This is a genomic window from Thermodesulfobacteriota bacterium (assembly GCA_030583865.1).
Taxonomy (GTDB): domain Bacteria; phylum Desulfobacterota; class GWC2-55-46; order GWC2-55-46; family GWC2-55-46; genus UBA5799.
In genome coordinates this window covers 1,211,781-1,227,529 of sequence record CP129479.1, presented here as the reverse complement: position 1 = coordinate 1,227,529, position 15,749 = coordinate 1,211,781, and the positions used below count along the sequence as shown (strand labels likewise).

Annotated in this window: 14 protein-coding genes; 13 read left to right on the top strand and 1 reads right to left on the bottom strand. The window is 59.6% G+C overall.

The features are described 5' to 3' along the window. Nucleotides 1-51 precede the first annotated feature (51 nt). On the bottom strand, nucleotides 52-1,968 hold the full coding sequence (locus QY316_05885) for a SurA N-terminal domain-containing protein (GenBank protein WKZ33925.1): 1,917 nt from the start codon (nucleotides 1,966-1,968) through the stop codon (nucleotides 52-54). A 169-nt stretch (nucleotides 1,969-2,137) separates the two neighbouring features. Between QY316_05885 and QY316_05880 the strand changes: the two genes are divergently transcribed. From QY316_05880 to QY316_05820, 13 genes are all read left to right on the top strand, one after another. Beyond that, complete coding sequence (locus QY316_05880; GenBank protein ID WKZ33924.1) at nucleotides 2,138-3,169, top strand: rod shape-determining protein; 1,032 nt, start codon at nucleotides 2,138-2,140, stop codon at nucleotides 3,167-3,169. A 54-nt stretch (nucleotides 3,170-3,223) separates the two neighbouring features. Then, the gene (gene mreC / locus QY316_05875; GenBank protein WKZ33923.1) at nucleotides 3,224-4,075 is read left to right on the top strand and encodes a rod shape-determining protein MreC; all 852 of its coding nucleotides are present in this window, start codon (nucleotides 3,224-3,226) and stop codon (nucleotides 4,073-4,075) included. Between the two features lie 58 nt (nucleotides 4,076-4,133). Next, the gene (mreD, locus tag QY316_05870; protein ID WKZ33922.1) at nucleotides 4,134-4,622 is read left to right on the top strand and encodes a rod shape-determining protein MreD; all 489 of its coding nucleotides are present in this window, start codon (nucleotides 4,134-4,136) and stop codon (nucleotides 4,620-4,622) included. Beyond that, on the top strand, nucleotides 4,619-6,538 hold the full coding sequence (gene mrdA, locus QY316_05865; GenBank protein WKZ33921.1) for a penicillin-binding protein 2: 1,920 nt from the start codon (nucleotides 4,619-4,621) through the stop codon (nucleotides 6,536-6,538). The genes mreD and mrdA overlap by 4 nt, the downstream gene beginning before the upstream one ends. Further along, on the top strand, nucleotides 6,535-7,626 hold the full coding sequence (gene rodA, locus QY316_05860) for a rod shape-determining protein RodA (GenBank protein WKZ33920.1): 1,092 nt from the start codon (nucleotides 6,535-6,537) through the stop codon (nucleotides 7,624-7,626). Before mrdA ends, rodA begins: the two co-directional genes overlap by 4 nt. 29 nt (nucleotides 7,627-7,655) lie before the next feature. After that, nucleotides 7,656-8,105, top strand: coding sequence for a phosphatidylglycerophosphatase A (locus tag QY316_05855; GenBank protein ID WKZ33919.1), 450 nt, complete (start codon nucleotides 7,656-7,658; stop codon nucleotides 8,103-8,105). A 148-nt stretch (nucleotides 8,106-8,253) separates the two neighbouring features. Beyond that, complete coding sequence (locus QY316_05850; GenBank protein WKZ33918.1) at nucleotides 8,254-8,748, top strand: CinA family protein; 495 nt, start codon at nucleotides 8,254-8,256, stop codon at nucleotides 8,746-8,748. Nucleotides 8,749-8,816: 68 nt separating this feature from the next. Then, nucleotides 8,817-9,395 (top strand): RNA 2',3'-cyclic phosphodiesterase, encoded by a 579-nt coding sequence (gene thpR / locus QY316_05845; protein ID WKZ33917.1) that lies wholly within the window; start codon nucleotides 8,817-8,819, stop codon nucleotides 9,393-9,395. A gap of 50 nt (nucleotides 9,396-9,445) precedes the next feature. Further along, entirely contained in the window at nucleotides 9,446-10,492 is a 1,047-nt protein-coding gene (gene recA, locus QY316_05840) for a recombinase RecA (protein ID WKZ33916.1), read from the top strand. An 8-nt stretch (nucleotides 10,493-10,500) separates the two neighbouring features. After that, nucleotides 10,501-11,661 carry a type IV pilus twitching motility protein PilT gene (locus QY316_05835; protein WKZ34086.1) on the top strand — a complete coding sequence of 387 codons (1,161 nt, stop codon included), beginning with the start codon at nucleotides 10,501-10,503 and terminating at the stop codon, nucleotides 11,659-11,661. A 37-nt stretch (nucleotides 11,662-11,698) separates the two neighbouring features. Next, a complete protein-coding gene (locus QY316_05830) occupies nucleotides 11,699-12,181 on the top strand; it encodes a regulatory protein RecX (GenBank protein ID WKZ33915.1) in 483 nt (160 codons plus the stop codon). 164 nt (nucleotides 12,182-12,345) lie between these two features. Then, nucleotides 12,346-14,982, top strand: coding sequence for an alanine--tRNA ligase (gene alaS, locus QY316_05825; protein ID WKZ33914.1), 2,637 nt, complete (start codon nucleotides 12,346-12,348; stop codon nucleotides 14,980-14,982). Between the two features lie 186 nt (nucleotides 14,983-15,168). Further along, a complete protein-coding gene (locus QY316_05820; GenBank protein ID WKZ33913.1) occupies nucleotides 15,169-15,738 on the top strand; it encodes a sigma-70 family RNA polymerase sigma factor in 570 nt (189 codons plus the stop codon). The last annotated feature ends 11 nt before the right edge of the window (nucleotides 15,739-15,749 follow it).

Sequence of the window (15,749 nt, the reverse complement as noted above, 5' to 3'; positions counted from 1 at the left end):
GGGGAAATTGACGAGAGGACCCTGAAAGGTCCTCTCGTTCATGAACGGGCTTTAAAGGAGGTCCTGGTTCACGGTTATCTTCGATTTCTGCCGGAGGCCGTTCAGCCACTCGCCAAGGACCTCTTCTTCTTTCTCGGCAAGGACCCTCGACCGTATATCTTCTTTCTTGAACTCTAGCCCGGACTCCGGGGCCTCCCTGGCGCCCGCGAACCGCAGGACATAGTGCTTGCCCTCGTTTACGAGGACCTCGGGGAAGTTCGGTGCGCTTTCGCTCAGCTCGAAGAGGCCTTCCTTGTCCCCGGTGAATATGCCCGTCCTGGGCATGAAGCCGTCAAGCTGGCTGAAATAGCCGGTTGATTCGACATTGAGCTTTTCGGACGACGCTATCGCCTTCAAATCCTCGCCGTTCTTGAGGCGCTCGACCATCTGAACGGCCTTTTCCCGGGCGGCCTTGAAGGCCTTCTCCGTAGCGAGTATGTCCTTTACCTCCGGGGCCGCGTCCTTGAACTCGGGCACGGTGGCCTCTTTCCTTTCGAGGACCCTTACGAGATATACGCCGTCCTCGGCATCGACGGTCCTCCCCTGCCCCGGGGGCAGGGTAAGCATGGTATTCCTGAGGTCCTCGTTGCCTGCAAGCTCCGCTGGAGGCTCCATTTCCGTAAAGAAGCCGGTGACGGCGGTCCTAACGCCCTTGATGGCCGCCGCTTCCTTCCTCATCTCCTCGGCTGTCCCGGCCCTGGCTATCTTTGAGTCGAGTCCGGCAAGGGCCTCTTTCGCCACATTTCTCGCCTTGCTCTCGCCGAGCGTCTTCCTTATGGCGGGCTCCACTTCCTTGAGAGGCACGTGGCCAGGGTCTTTCCTGTCCTCGACCTTTATGACGTGGAAGCCGAACTCCGTCTCGACGACCCCGCTCACCTCGCCCTTGCCGAGCGCGAATGCGGCGTCCTCGAACTCTTTTATCATTATGCCCTTCTGGAACCAGCCCAGGTCGCCTCCCTGCGAAGCGCTCCCCGGGTCCTGGGAGCTCTGCCTTGCGATGGCCGCGAAATCGCCGCCGGACCTTACCTTTTCGAGCAAGCCGTCTATCTTTTGCCTTGCGTCCGCCCTGGCCTTTTCAGTGTCAACGCCGGGTTCGGGCCTTACCAGTATGTGCCTGGCCTTTACCGCGGCAGGGGTCTCGAACTGCCCCTTGTTCCTTTCGTAGAACTCGCTTACCTCCTCGGCGGTGACCGGAGCGCTCTTCGCGAATTCCGCGAACGGGGCGAAGGCGTAGAAGGCGTTTACGCTCCTGGGCACCATGAACCTGGAGGCGTTCTGCTTGTAATAGGCAAGTGCCTCCTCGTCTGCGACCTCGATGCCTTTTTTGAGCGACACGCTGTCGACGGACACGTAATCGAATGTTATCTTCCTGTTTTCCTTCAGGTACCTGTCCCTGACCTCCTCGTCCGTGACGGACACTTCCCTCAGGATCTTTTCACGAATCTTGGCCGTCAGGAGGTCGGTCTCGATGTTCTTTTCGAATTCCGCCGGGCTTACGCGGTTGGAGTTCAGCACCTTGAAGTAAAGTTCCTTGTCGAAAGTGCCGTTATTATTAAAGGCGGGTATGGCCTTTATGGTGTCCTGGACCTCCTTTTCGGACACCTCTATGCCCTGGACCCTGGCCTCTTTCACGGCGAGGATCCTGTTTATCAGTATCTCGACGGACCGCTGCTTCAGGTTCAGTTCGCGCTCCATCTCGTCGTTAAACTGTTCCTTGAAAACGCTACGGTAATAATCGACCTCTCTTTTATAGAGGTTCATGTAGTCCCTTACGGATATGGACTCACCGTTTACCGTAGCCACGGCGTTCGAGTCCCCGCCGCCTCCGCCGGGGCCTACGCCCCAGAATATGAAAACGAGGATTATCGCCGCGAATGCAACGAGTATTACGGCTGAATTCCGCCTTTTTCTGATACTTTCGAGCATCATGCCTCCTTGGAAAGGCCCGGGAGCGTGCTCCCGGTCACTGAAATGTTTCTTAAACAGCTATCATAATGAAATTCGCATGTAAATTCAACTTTTTTCCTTGCTTGTGCGAAATGTTTTCTGTTAATATTCCATAAATTAGGTATTAATTACAGATAGGAGTACGGTAATAATGCTCAATTACCTATTGGGTCTTTTCTCAAACGACCTGGCCATAGACCTCGGCACGGCAAGCACGCTCATATACGTAAAGGGCAAGGGCATCATCTGCAACGAGCCCTCGGTCGTGGCCGTAAAAAAAGACGGCAAGGGCAAAAGGGTGCTCGCGGTCGGCAAGGAGGCCAAGGCCATGCTGGGCCGCACCCCAGGCAATATCGCGGCCATCAGGCCCTTGAAGGACGGCGTCATAGCCGACTTCGAGGTCACCGAGGAGATGCTCAAGTACTTCATAGCCAAGGTGCACAATAGAAGATTGCTTGTCCGCCCCCGGATAATAGTAGGCGTACCGTCAGGCATAACCCAGGTCGAGAAAAGGGCCGTAAGGGAGTCCGCCTACTCGGCTGGCGCCGCCGAGGTCTATCTCATAGAGGAGCCCATGGCGGCCGCCATAGGCGCGGGCCTCCCCATAACCGAGCCATCGGGCAACATGATCGTAGACATAGGCGGCGGCACCTCCGAGATAGCCGTCATATCGCTCGCCGGCATAGTCCAGTCCAAGTCCATAAGGATCGGCGGCGACAAGCTCGACGAGGTCATCGTGCAGTATATAAAGAGGAAATACAACCTCGCCATCGGCACGGGTGTCGCGGAGATAATAAAGATGACGCTAGGCCTCCCCATGCCGGACGAGAAGACGGAGAGGCTCGAGATAAAGGGCTCGAACCTCATAACCGGCATCCCCACGACGCTCGAGATAGAGTCCGGGGAGATCCGGGAGGCGCTGAACGAGACCATAAACGCGCTCGTCGAGGCGGTGAAGAACGTCCTCGAGACCACACCCCCGGAGCTCGCGGCAGACCTGGTCGACAAGGGCATAGTGCTCGCGGGAGGAGGAGCGCTCCTTAAGAACCTCGACGTCATACTCCGCGAGGAAACGCAGCTCCCGGTAACGATAGCCGAGGACCCCCTCACCTGCGTCGTCAAGGGCGCCGGGAAGGTCCTGGACGAGATACGTCTGTTAAAGGAAGTCACCATACCGAACTGACGGGGCGACTGCCGGGATTCGGCGGCAGCGGCCAACGGAGGCGAACCAGTCTGAATGAGGGGCTCTGAACGCAACTTCTACTCTTTTCTCAAAAGGCACCAGCTTGTGCTCATTTCCGCCGTCCTGGCGTTTTTTTCACTTCACCTCGCGTTGACTGACAGGAAGGGATACGAACGGGGCTACCTGCTGAAAGAGGCCCTCTCGTATACGCTGTCCCCGGTCCAGGAAACGCTCCTCGGCGCCGGGGCCCTCGTAAAAGGCGTCTGGTCGGACTACGTCCTCCTGGTAGGCGTGAACCGGGAAAACGGCGAATTGAGAAACGCCGTATCGCACCTCGAAGAGGAGAACAACAGGCTCCTGGAGGAGATACTGCGTGACGCGAGGCTCAGGGCCGTCCTCGAGTACCGGGACGCCCTGCCTTTCAGTACGACGGGCGCGGCTGTCACCGGCTTCAACATGGAGCGATGGACGAGGACCATCGCCGTCAACAAGGGCCTCTCGGACGGCATCGGGAAGGACCACGCCGTCATAGCCCCCCAGGGCATAGTCGGCAGGACGCTCGACGTGCACAATAGCTCTGCAAGGGTCCTCCTCGTGACCGACGCCCGGTCCAACATAGACGTAATAGTGCAGCGCACCAGGGTAAAGGGCGTTGCCGAGGGGAACGGCACCGACGCGCTGGTGCTCAAGTACGTGCGTGTGATTGACGACGTCCAGGTCGGGGACAAGGTCCTGACCTCCGGCATCTCCGGCATCTTCCCTAAGGGGCTTGTCGTGGGCGAGGTGACCAAGATAGAGAAGTCCAGGGACAACTTCTTCAACCACATCGAGGTCCGCCCCGCGGTCGACATCAAGAAGCTCGAGGAAGTGCTTGTCTTAAGCGAGCGCCCGCGGGTTACGGAATAGCTTTCTCCTTTTCCGCGCCGGCCGAGTCCGGGGAAAAGGGCGATTTTCAGAGGTTGCCATGAAAGAGTTCCTTCTTTTCCTCCCCATTACAATCGCATACCTGGCCTTGAAGAGCACGGTCCTCGCCGGGTTTCCGCTGCCCGACGTCACGCTCATAATCGTCTTCTACATGGCCCACAGGAAGGCCGCCGTCGACGGCGCGCTCGCGGCGTTCGCGCTCGGATACCTCGACGACGCCATGAGCGGAGGGGTGCTCGGAGCGAGTTCTTTCTCCCTCGTCCTCATATTCGCGGCAGTGCACCTCCTCTCGAAGGTCGTCCAGTTCACCACGCCGGCCATCAGGATAGGCGGCGTCTTCGCCGCCTCCGTCTTGAAAGGCGCGCTCGCGTACTATATCCTCAGGGCCGCCGGGCTGGGTGCGATCTTCCAGCCGGGGATGGTCCTTGAGGCAGCGGTGAGCGGGCTCCTTGCGCCGGCTGTCTTCGCCCTCCTCCAGAAGACGGCCGACCTCGCAACGCCCCGCAAATTCAAGGACAACGAGAATTGAGCGGCAGCTACTTCAAGGACAAAGAGCCCCGGGAACTTAAGGGCCGGGTCTATGCCGCCGTCCTCCTGGCGGGCATCGCCTTCTTCATGCTTGCGGCCAGGCTCTGGTACCTGCAGGTATTCCAGCATTCGCATTTTCACGAGCTTTCGCTCAACAACGCAACCCGGCTCATAAAGGCCGCGGCCCCGAGAGGCCTAATTTATGACAGGCTGGGGGTGAAGGTGGCGGAGAACCGCCCTGGTTTCGACCTCTACATCGTGCCTGAGGACGTAAAAGACTGGGACGCAACCAAGCGCATGCTCACCGGGCTCGTGGATATCGAAGTCGAGGACATCGACGACAAGCTTGAAAAATCGAAAAAGAGGCCGCCGTTCCAGGCGGTGAAGCTCAAGCAGGACCTTACCTGGGAGGAGACGGCCAGGGTCGAGAGCTTCAGGTTCGAGATGCCCGGGGTGCTGCTCGAAGTCGCGCCCAAGAGGTCGTACGTATTCAGCGAGGCCGTCTCCCACGTCCTCGGCTACCTGGGCGAGATAAGCGAGAAGGAGCTTAAAGAGCGGGAATCCGAAGGGGAGAAGTACTCCGCCGGCGACCTCGTCGGCAAATACGGTCTCGAGAAGTACTTTGAGAAGGAACTGCGCGGCGTGGACGGCGGCAAGGAGGTCGAGGTAGACGCCGTGGGGAGGAAGATACGGGTCGTCAACTGGAGGCCGCCCTACCCCGGGAACGACCTGAGGCTCACCATCGACGTGAAGACCCAGGTCGCGGCCTGGGCCGCCATGCGCGACAAGGTCGGGGCCGCCGTGGCAATGGACCCGAAAACAGGGAAGATACTCGCGATGGTCAGCTCCCCTTCCTTCGACGCGAACGCGCTCTCGTCCCGCATGACTCCGGCGGAATGGAAGGCGGTTATCGACAACCCGTTCAACGTCCTCAATAACCGTGTCATACAGGGGCAGTACCCGCCTGCGTCCACCTACAAGCCCATACACGCGGCGGCGGCGCTAGAGGAAGGCGTTATAGCCCCGGGCACCAAGATATTCTCGGGCCCGTCCTTCTGGTTCGCAGGCAGGGCCTACCGCGACTGGAAGGAAGAGGGGCACGGCCACATAAACGTCCACAAGGCCATCGTGCAGTCGTCTGACACCTTCTTCTACCAGGTGGGGCTCAAGCTCGGGGTGGACCGGCTCGCGGAGTACAGCAGGAGGTTCGGCTTCGGCTCGAAGACCGGGGTGCCGCTGCATGGCGAAAAACCGGGGCTCGTGCCGTCGTCCGAGTGGAAGAGGAAGGCATACAAGACCAAGTGGTACGAGGGCGAGACCATATCCGTATCCGTAGGGCAGGGCTATATGCTCACCACCCCTTTGCAGCTGCTTAACTCCTATGCCGCCATAGCCAACGGCGGCACGCTCTGGAAGCCCATACTCGTGGACGAGATAACGACGCCGGAGGGCAAGGTGGTCTATAATCCCGAGCCTGAGAAAAACGGCGAGCTTGGCATCTCCGAGAAGACGATGGAGCACGTGAGGAACGGGCTCGCGGGCGTCACCCATGAGGACGGCGGGACGGCAAGGTTCTTGAGCAGGACTACCGATTTGAAGATAGCCGGAAAGACCGGCACTGCCCAGGTCGCGAGGCTCATAAAGAGGACCAGGGACGTCGAGTCCATACCCTATAAGCTCCGCGACCACGCGTGGTTCGCGGGCTTCGCCCCCTACGACGACCCGCAGATAGCGGTCGTCGTCATAGTCGAGCACGGCGGTTTCGGCGCGACCGCGGCGGCTCCGGTCGCGAGAGAGATATTCAAGGCCTACCTTGGCGAGCCAGGAGAACTCCCTGACGGGTTAAAGGCCGATTCGGGCGCTCTGGAAGGAAATGCTGCCGGGGTCGCGTCCGTGCGCGCGGGGGCCTCCAGATGATAGACAGGCGGCTGTTCACGCATTTCGACTGGGTGATGCTCGGGCTGATAGCAGCGCTCGTCTGCGTCGGGTTCGTGAGCATATACGGCGCCACGCACGTCCAGATGCCTTCCGTGTACAAGAAGGACGTGTACTGGATAGTCATAGGCTCATGCCTCATGCTCCTGGCGATAGTGGTCAATTATTCCTATCTTGAACGGAGCGCGTATTTCATATACGGGGCATCCATACTCCTCCTCATATCCGTATATTTCATCGGGAGCTCCTTCGGAGGGGCCAGGCGGTGGATATCCCTCGGGTTCTTTTCGCTCCAGCCATCGGAGTTCGCAAAGCTGGCGCTCATAGTCATGCTCGCAAGGTACTTTAACGAGAAGCAGGTCCCTGAAAGGGGCATGGGCCTGAAGGACCTCATCCCCCCCGGCGTCATCATGATGGTCACCTTCCTTCTCATAGCGAAACAGCCGGACCTCGGGACCGGCATAATCGTCTGGCTCATATTCTGGTCCATGGCCTTTGTCGTGAAGATACGCTTCAGGGTCATAGCCGGCCTCGGCGCGGCCTTTGCGGGAATGGCGCCGCTCGGGTGGATGTTCCTCAAGGACTACCAGAAGGCCAGGATATCAAGCTTCATGAACCCGGAGTCGGACCTCCTCGGCTCCGGCTACCATGTCATGCAGTCCAAGATAGCCATCGGCTCGGGCGGCTTCCTGGGGAAGGGCTTCCTCCAGGGGACCCAGGGCAATCTCATGTTCCTCCCCGAGCACCACACCGATTTCATATTCGCGGCCTTAGCGGAGGAATGGGGGCTCGTGGGCGCCCTTGTCCTCCTGGGCCTCTTCCTGGCCTTCGTCATATCAGGCCTCAATACCGCGTCGAGCTCCAAGGACAGGTTCGGGTTCCTGGTGGCCTTCGGCATAACGTCCATGTTCTTCTGGCAAATAGCCATAAACCTGGGCATGGTCACCGGAATGCTTCCCGTGGTCGGGGTGCCGCTGCCGTTCGTAAGCTACGGCGGCTCGTTCCTCATAACCTCGATGATATCCGCCGGGATACTCCTCAATATAAAGATGCGGCGCTTCATCTTCTGAGACAGCGCCTCAACTAACCAGGGAAACCAATGAAAAAAGCGATGGTTTTCATAGCTACAGGCGCGTACGTGGGAAGGATACCCTTCATGCCAGGGACCTTCGGGACGCTATGGGGTGTCTTCATCGCCTGGCTCGCTGGAGGGCTCTCGATAGAGTCGCAGGCCCTCATCGCTCTCGCGGTCATAGCGGCCTCCATCGCCGTATCCGGACAGGCCTCAAGGGCGCTCGGCGGAAAGGACCACCCGTCGATAATAGCCGACGAGATAAGCGGGTATCTTGTTGGCATATTCCTTATCCCTTTCACGCCGTTCAACGCAATATTGGTGTTTATTCTTTTCAGGTTTTTTGATATTCTTAAGCCCTATCCGGCCGGGCTCATGGACAGGCGTCTTGGCGGCGGGGCCGGCATAGTGCTGGACGACCTCGTCGCCGGGGTATATGCCAATGTCTCTGCCCATGCGGTGCTCTGGCTCATTTGAGTCAAGGTAAGGCCCTGATTAATTCCCATTTTGCCGTCATGCGAGGAGCTTGCTCCGAAGCAATCTCAATGCGCTCATCTTATCTGACGACAAGATTGCTTCGCTACGCTCGCAATGACCGCGAATGAATTAACCGGAGGCTCCTTGAATGACACTCCCGGCCCTTATAGGAGAAGCCCTGAGGAAAAAGGGGCTCAAGCTCGCAATCGCGGAATCCTGCACCGGCGGGCTCCTTTCGAGCATGATAACGGACATACCCGGGAGCTCGGATTATTTCGAGGGCGCGGTCATAGCCTATGCCAATCCGGTAAAGGCCCGCATGCTCAAGGTCAAAAGCAGAACCCTCGCCTCATACGGGGCAGTCTCAAGGGAGACTGCTGGAGAGATGGCCCAAGGGGCCAGAAAGGCCTTCAAAGCCGACATATCAGCCGCCGTGACCGGCATAGCCGGGCCGGGCGGCGGGACGCCTAAAAAGCCCGTGGGGCTCGTCTATATAGCCGTCTCAAAGGGGAATCGCATGATGGTCAGGAGGTTCCTCTTCAGGGGCGGAAGGAAGGCCGTAAAAAGGCAGTCAGCCGAGGCGGCGCTGGGGATGCTGGGGGCCGCCCTGGGAATAAGAGGAAACCCTTTTAACAGGGGCTGAAGACTTTTGAAAGAACCTTTCTGTATGAAAGTTTCTCTCAAAAGTCTTTTTCGGCAGCCTGTTAGAGATTGCCTGGTGGGAGGCACGATATAAGGGCCTTCATAGCCATAAGGATCCCTTCGGAGGTGAAAGAGGCTCTCCGCTCGGTTCAGGCCCTGCTCGACCCGGGGTCGAGGTCGATAAACTGGGCAAGGCCCGAGTCCATGCACCTGACCCTCAAGTTCCTTGGCGAGACTGACGAAAGGCTTATCGATACGCTCGGGGCCGGGCTTGAAAGCGCGGCATCGGGCATCGGGCCATTCAAGCTCACCGTGGAGGGCGTAGGCGCGTTCCCCAATAAGAGGCGGCCCCGGGTGATATGGGCAGGGATAGGAGAGAGCGCGGAGCTTACGGAGCTTAAGCAAAGGGTCGAGGATAACGTAATCCCGCTCGGTTTCGAGCCTGAGGAGCGCGAGTTCTCCCCTCACCTCACGCTCTGCAGGATAAAGACGCCCGAAGACTCGATGCTCATGGGGAGCGCCCTTTCCGAGGCAAGCCCCCCTTTAAAAACGGAGTTCACGGTCTACTCGGTCGTACTCTTTAAAAGCGTATTAAGGCCCAAGGGGGCCGAGTACACGGCCATGAAAGAGGCCTTTCTTAAGGCCTGAAGATAAGGGACAGACTCTCAGGAACATAAATTTTAAACGGAGGCGCATAGATGTCGACCACGCCCGGAACCTCGGCAAACAAGACCAAGGCAATAGACCTTGCCATAAGCCAGATCGAGAAGCAGTTCGGCAAGGGCTCGATAATGAAGCTCGGGAAGGACGGCGCCGCGCCGGCGGAGATCTCGGCCATATCGACCGGCTCTACGGCCCTTGACATAGCGCTCGGCATAGGCGGCGTCCCGAGGGGCAGGGTCGTCGAGGTGTTCGGCCCCGAGTCCTCTGGCAAGACCACCCTCACCCTCCACGTGGCCGCGGAGGCGCAGAAGCTCGGCGGGACGGTCGCCTTCATAGACGCGGAGCACGCGCTCGACCTCTCGTACGCGAAAAAGCTCGGCGTGAACGTCGACGAGCTTCTCCTTTCCCAGCCCGACACCGGCGAGCAGGCGCTCGAGATAGCCGATGTCCTCATAAGGAGCAACGCGGTAGACCTTATCGTCGTGGACTCGGTGGCGGCGCTCGTGCCCAGGGCCGAGCTCGAGGGCGAGATGGGAGATTCCCACATGGGCCTCCACGCCAGGCTCATGAGCCAGGCACTGAGGAAGCTCACCTCCACGATAAGCAAATCCAACACCTGCGTCATATTCATAAACCAGATAAGGCACAAGATCGGCGTCATGTTCGGGAGCCCCGAGACCACCACGGGCGGGAACGCCCTCAAGTTCTACGCCTCGGTAAGGCTCGACATAAGGAAGATAGGCCAGATAAAGCAGGGCGAGTCGGTAATAGGGAACAGGATACGGGTAAAGGTCGTGAAGAACAAGCTCGCCCCGCCCTTCAGGGACGCGGAGTTCGACATACTCTTCAACGAGGGCATATCCAGGGAGGGCGACATCCTCGACCTCGGGAGCGGCGTCGACATAGTCGAGAAGAGCGGCTCGTGGTTCTCCTACAACGGCGAGAGGCTCGGCCAGGGGCGCGAATCAGCCAGGGCGTTCCTCCGCGAGCACCCCCAGATAACCTCCGAGATAGGCGCGAAGATACTTGAGCACTACGGCGTAAAGACGGGAGAGCCCAGGAAAAAAGAGGAGAGCAAATAATGGCCGAAATAGACCTGAGTTCCATTCTGAACGTCGCGGTAAAGAGCAAGGCCTCGGACGTGCACCTCAAGGCCGGAGTGCCCCCCATACTCCGCGTCCACGGCTCGCTCCTCCCGATAAAGAACCACGAGAGGCTAGCCCCCGACGAGATATCCAGGGCAGCGATGCGGATAATGAACGAGGTCCAGAAGGAGACCTTCCGCCAGAACCACCAGATAGACATGGCGTACAGCGTCCCCGGCCTGGGAAGGTTCAGGGTCAACGTCTTCCAGCAGAGGGGCGCGGTCGGAATAGTCTTGAGGGTCATCCCCATAAAGATACAGAGCTTCGACGAGCTCAACCTCCCCAAGGTCCTCCACACCATAGCCAACGAAGTGAGGGGGCTCGTGCTTGTCACCGGCGTTACCGGGAGCGGAAAATCCACCACCCTGGCCTCGGTCCTCGACCAGGTAAACAGCCAGAAATCGTGCCATATAATCACCGTCGAGGACCCTATCGAGTTCCTCCACAGGGACAAGAGGTGCATCATAAACCAGAGGGAGATAGGGGTCGACGCTCCCGGCTTCTCCGAGGCGCTAAGAGGCGCGCTCAGGCAGGACCCGGACGTCATCATGGTCGGCGAGATGAGGGACCTCGAAACCATAGAGATTGCCCTGACCGCCGCAGAGACTGGCCACCTCGTCCTCTCGACCCTCCACACGATAGACGCCATGGAGACGGTCAACAGGATAGTATCGGTCTTCCCGCCGTACCAGCAGAAGCAGATAAGGATACAGCTCGCCGGGGTCATAAAGGCCATAATCTCGCAGAGGCTCATACCCACGAAGGACGGCAAGGGGCGCGTCCCGGCGGTAGAGGTCATGGTCACCACGGCCCGCATAAGGGAGTGCATCGAGGACAAGGAGAAGACCAAGGACATTTCGGACGCCATATCCAAGGGCTTCACCACCTACGGGATGCAGACCTTCGACCAGTCGATACTGTCGCTCCTCAACAAGGGGCTCATCACCTATGAAGAGGCGCTCATGCAGGCCAGCAACCCGGCCGATTTCGAGCTCAAGGTGAAGGGCGTCTCCGGAACGAGCGACATGGGCTGGAAGGACTTCGAGAAGAACGAAAAAGACGGCGGGGCCGCCCCGGCCGCGCCTCCGGACATAGAGAGGTTCTGAGCTTGCGCGCGGCACCACCTCCCCTCGCCATGTGCCAATGAAAGCGAAGACGGAGAGGAAGGAAGGCGGGAGCAAGGATGCCGCCCAGGCGGCATTCAGGCTGCTGTCAGTAAGGCAGAGGAGCGTCCGGGAGCTGGAATCGAAACTCCTTCAGAAGGGGTTCGACCGCGGCGAGGTCGACAGGACAATCGAGTACCTCCTTCTAGCCGGCCTCCTCGACGACGAACGTTTTGCAAGGGGCCTGGCGGAATCACGCTCAAGGCACAAGGCTTGGGGCCCGGCCAGGATAGCCCGCGACCTCGCCTCAAGGGGCGTTGAGGAAAGCTTGATTAAATCCGCCCTGGCCGGGTGCGCGCCCGAGGAAGATTCGGCCCGCGAAGCCTACAGGCGCTGGCTCAAGAGGAACAGCAGGGAAACCGGCCCCAGGGCCAGGGAAAAAGCCTTCAGGCACCTCCGGGCAAGGGGGTTTTCGACAGCCGCCATAATGCAGGCGCTGGGCGGCCTCCCCTCGGATGATTAGGCCCTGAAGGCGTGTTATAATACTTGTGCATACTTCTAAAATCGATCTTTTCCACAACTCCGAGTAGTAACGGGAAAAACGGGGCAATCTCCAATTTTGAGATTGCCTTGTTTTCCAGTTGGAACTTTTCACCTGAAAAAATTTCATTTTCGGAAAGATGAAAGATGAAGTCTTCGGAGATAAGAAAGCGCTTTCTTGATTTCTTCGCCAAAAAGGGGCACACGGTCGTGCCCTCTTCGGGCCTCGTGCCTGAGGGCGACCCGACGCTCCTTTTCACGAACGCCGGCATGGTCCAGTTCAAGGGCGTCTTCCTGGAGGAGGAAACCCGGGACTATGCAAGGGCCGCCTCTTGCCAGAGGTGCATGAGGGCCGGCGGCAAGCACAACGACCTCGAAAACGTCGGCAGGACCGCCCGCCACCACACCTTTTTCGAGATGCTCGGCAACTTCTCCTTCGGTGACTACTTCAAGGAGGGCGCCATAGAGTACGCGTGGGACTTTCTTACCCGCGAGATGGGCCTCCCCAAGGAGAGGCTCTGGGTAACAGTCTTCGAGACCGACCAGGAGGCCGAGGAGATATGGAAGAAGGTCTCGGGCCTTCCCAAGGAGCGGATCGTGAGGCTCGGGGAGAAGGACAACTTCTGGTCAATGGGCGATACCGGCCCTTGCGGCCCCTGCTCCGAGATACTCATAGACCAGGGCCCGGAAGCCGGCTGCGGCAGGCCAGAATGCGCTGTCGGCTGCGACTGCGACAGGTATCTCGAGATATGGAACCTCGTCTTCATGCAGTACGACAGGAGCGCTGAGGGTAAGCTCACTCCCCTTCCAAAACCCTGCATAGATACCGGCATGGGACTTGAGCGCCTCACTGCCGTTGTCCAGGGAAAGCTCAACAACTACGACAGCGACCTCTTCGAACGCATAATCGCCATGATAGAGGAGCTCTCTTCGGTTAAATACGGCTCCAACCCGGAGACCGACGTTTCGATAAGGGCCATAGCCGACCACTCGCGTGCGGTCACCTTCCTCATGGCCGACGGGGTGCTGCCGAGCAACGAGGGCCGTGGCTACGTGCTCAGGAGGATAATCAGGCGGGCCGCACGCCACGGCAGGTTCCTTGGCCTCACCGAGCCTTTCCTCTACAGGGTCAACGCCGCTGTCGTCGAGTCGATGGGCGAGGCATATCCCGAGGTCGTGAAGGCCGCGGACCTCGTTGCGAGGGCGACCAGGGGCGAGGAGGAGCGCTTCTTCGAAACGCTCGAAAGGGGCCTGACTCTGCTCGACCAGGAGATCGCGGCATTAAGGGAGCTTGGCGGCAAGGTGGTGCCCGGAGACGTCGCATTCAGGCTTTACGACACCTTCGGTTTCCCGGTCGACCTTACGGCCGATATCGTGAGGCACGAGGGCTTCTCGATCGACGAGGATGGCTTCAACCGCCTCATGGAAGAGCAGAGGAAGATGGCCCGGGCCTCGTGGAAGGGGCTCGAAGGCAGGGAGTCCTCCCAGGAGCTCTATAAGGGCCTCGCGAACTCTGGCCTAAAATCAGAGTTCGTCGGCTACCACATGGACGCGGTCTCATCGAACGTGCTCTGCCTCATAAAAGAAGGCGCGACCGTAGACGCCGCCTACCACGGCGACGAGGTCGAGGTCATAACCGGAGAAACGCCCTTCTACGCCGAATCCGGCGGCCAGGCCGGGGATACCGGCGTTATCGTCGGCAAGGGCTTCACCCTCAGGGTGAACGGGACGAGAAGGCCCATAAACGGCGTTATCGTCCATTACTGCACGGTCGAGGAAGGCACGATAAACGTGGACGACACCGCCGAGCTTGCTATTGACGTCGAGGCGCGAGACGCGACGCGGAGAAACCACACGGCCACCCACATCCTCCATGCCGTCCTGAGGAGAAAGGTCGGCGAGCACGTTAGGCAGGCCGGCTCGCTCGTCTCCCCGAGGGGCTTCAGGTTCGATTTCAGCCACTTCGAGCAGCTCGGGCCCGAGCTCATCCGCGATATCGAGCGGGAGGCCAACAGAGCGGTCCTTTCCAACAAGGCGGTGCTGACCGAGGTACTGACCTATGACGAGGCTGTACAGAGGGGCGCTCTCGCCTTCTTCGGCGAAAAATACGGCGACCTGGTCCGTATGGTGCAGGTGCCGGGCGTGAGCGCGGAGCTCTGCGGCGGCACCCACGCCCGGAGGACCGGCGACATAGGCATGATAAAGATAACGGGAGAGGGCTCTGTAGCCGCGGGCGTGCGGAGGATAGAGGCCGTTACGGGCGAGTCGGCCCTCGAATACGTGAACCAGGCGGAAGAAGCGCTCAGGGAGGCGTCGCAGGCGTTAAAGGTGCCGCCCGCCGGAGTGCCAGAGAAGGTAAGGAAGATGTTCGAAGAAGAGCGTGCGCTCGAGCGTGAGATCGAACGCCTCCGCAGCAGGGAAAAGGCCGGGGCTGCGGGAGAGCTCATGGATGCCGCGCGGAAGGTCGACGGCGTAACAGTGCTGGCGGCAAAGGTCGCCGGGGGCGGCAAGGAGCTCCGCGAGATGGCCGACACCCTCAGGCAGAAGCTCGGCTCAGGCATAGTGGTGCTCGCCGCAGAAGAGGACTCGAAGGCCGTGCTCCTTGCGGCAGTCACAAGGGACCTCACGGGGCGCTACAGCGCGGGAGAGATAATAAAGAGGCTTGCGCCGATAATCGGCGGCAAGGGCGGCGGCAAGCCGGACATGGCGCAGGCCGGAGGGCCTGAAGCCGCTAGGATAAACGAGGCCCTGGAAGAGGCGTACAAGACCGTCGGGGAGCTCTGAGGCTCCCCGGCTTTTTTTCCGGCCCTGACATTTCGGCATACCGGCACACCCGGGCGTTACCGCGCACACTGACCCTGCACCTCCCAAGGCATATTCTGCTGCCCGGCTCCGGGAAAACGCACCTGAACTTCTTCCACCACGGAACAAAATGCCGGGCCTCGGAGTTATTTGTAAGAGTGCGCGCGTATGACCAATGATAACGAGCTACTTCTTATAGAGAGGTCCAGGGCCGGCGACAACGCCGCGTTCGAGGCCCTCGTAAGGAAGTACCAGGACAGGGTCTACAACATCTGCCGCTACATGCTCGGCCCTGCCGATGCGGAGGACGCGGCACAGGACGCGTTCGTAAAGGCCTACCGTAACCTCGACAGGTTCACCCCCTCCCCGAGCTTCCAGGCCTGGATAACCCGCATCGCCGTAAACTCCTGCCTCGACTACAAGAGAAGACCGGCCCACGTCTCGCTGGCCGCGACGAGCCGCGAGGGCGAGGAATACACGCTTGAGCCCCCGTCGGATTCCCCTGGCCCCGAGGCGGCGCTTGAATCCAAAAAGGCCGCTGAGGCTGTTTCCAGGGCCATTGCAGGGCTTTCGGAGAAGCTCAGGGCCGTCATCGTGCTCTACGAACTGGAAGGGCTCTCCTACGAGGAGATCTCCGAGGCGTTAGGCGTCTCGATAGGGACCGTTAAATCGAGGATATCGAGGGCGAGGGATGAGCTCAAGAGGCTTCTCCACGCTCAAATGGAACAAATCCGTTAAGCCTGTCGTTA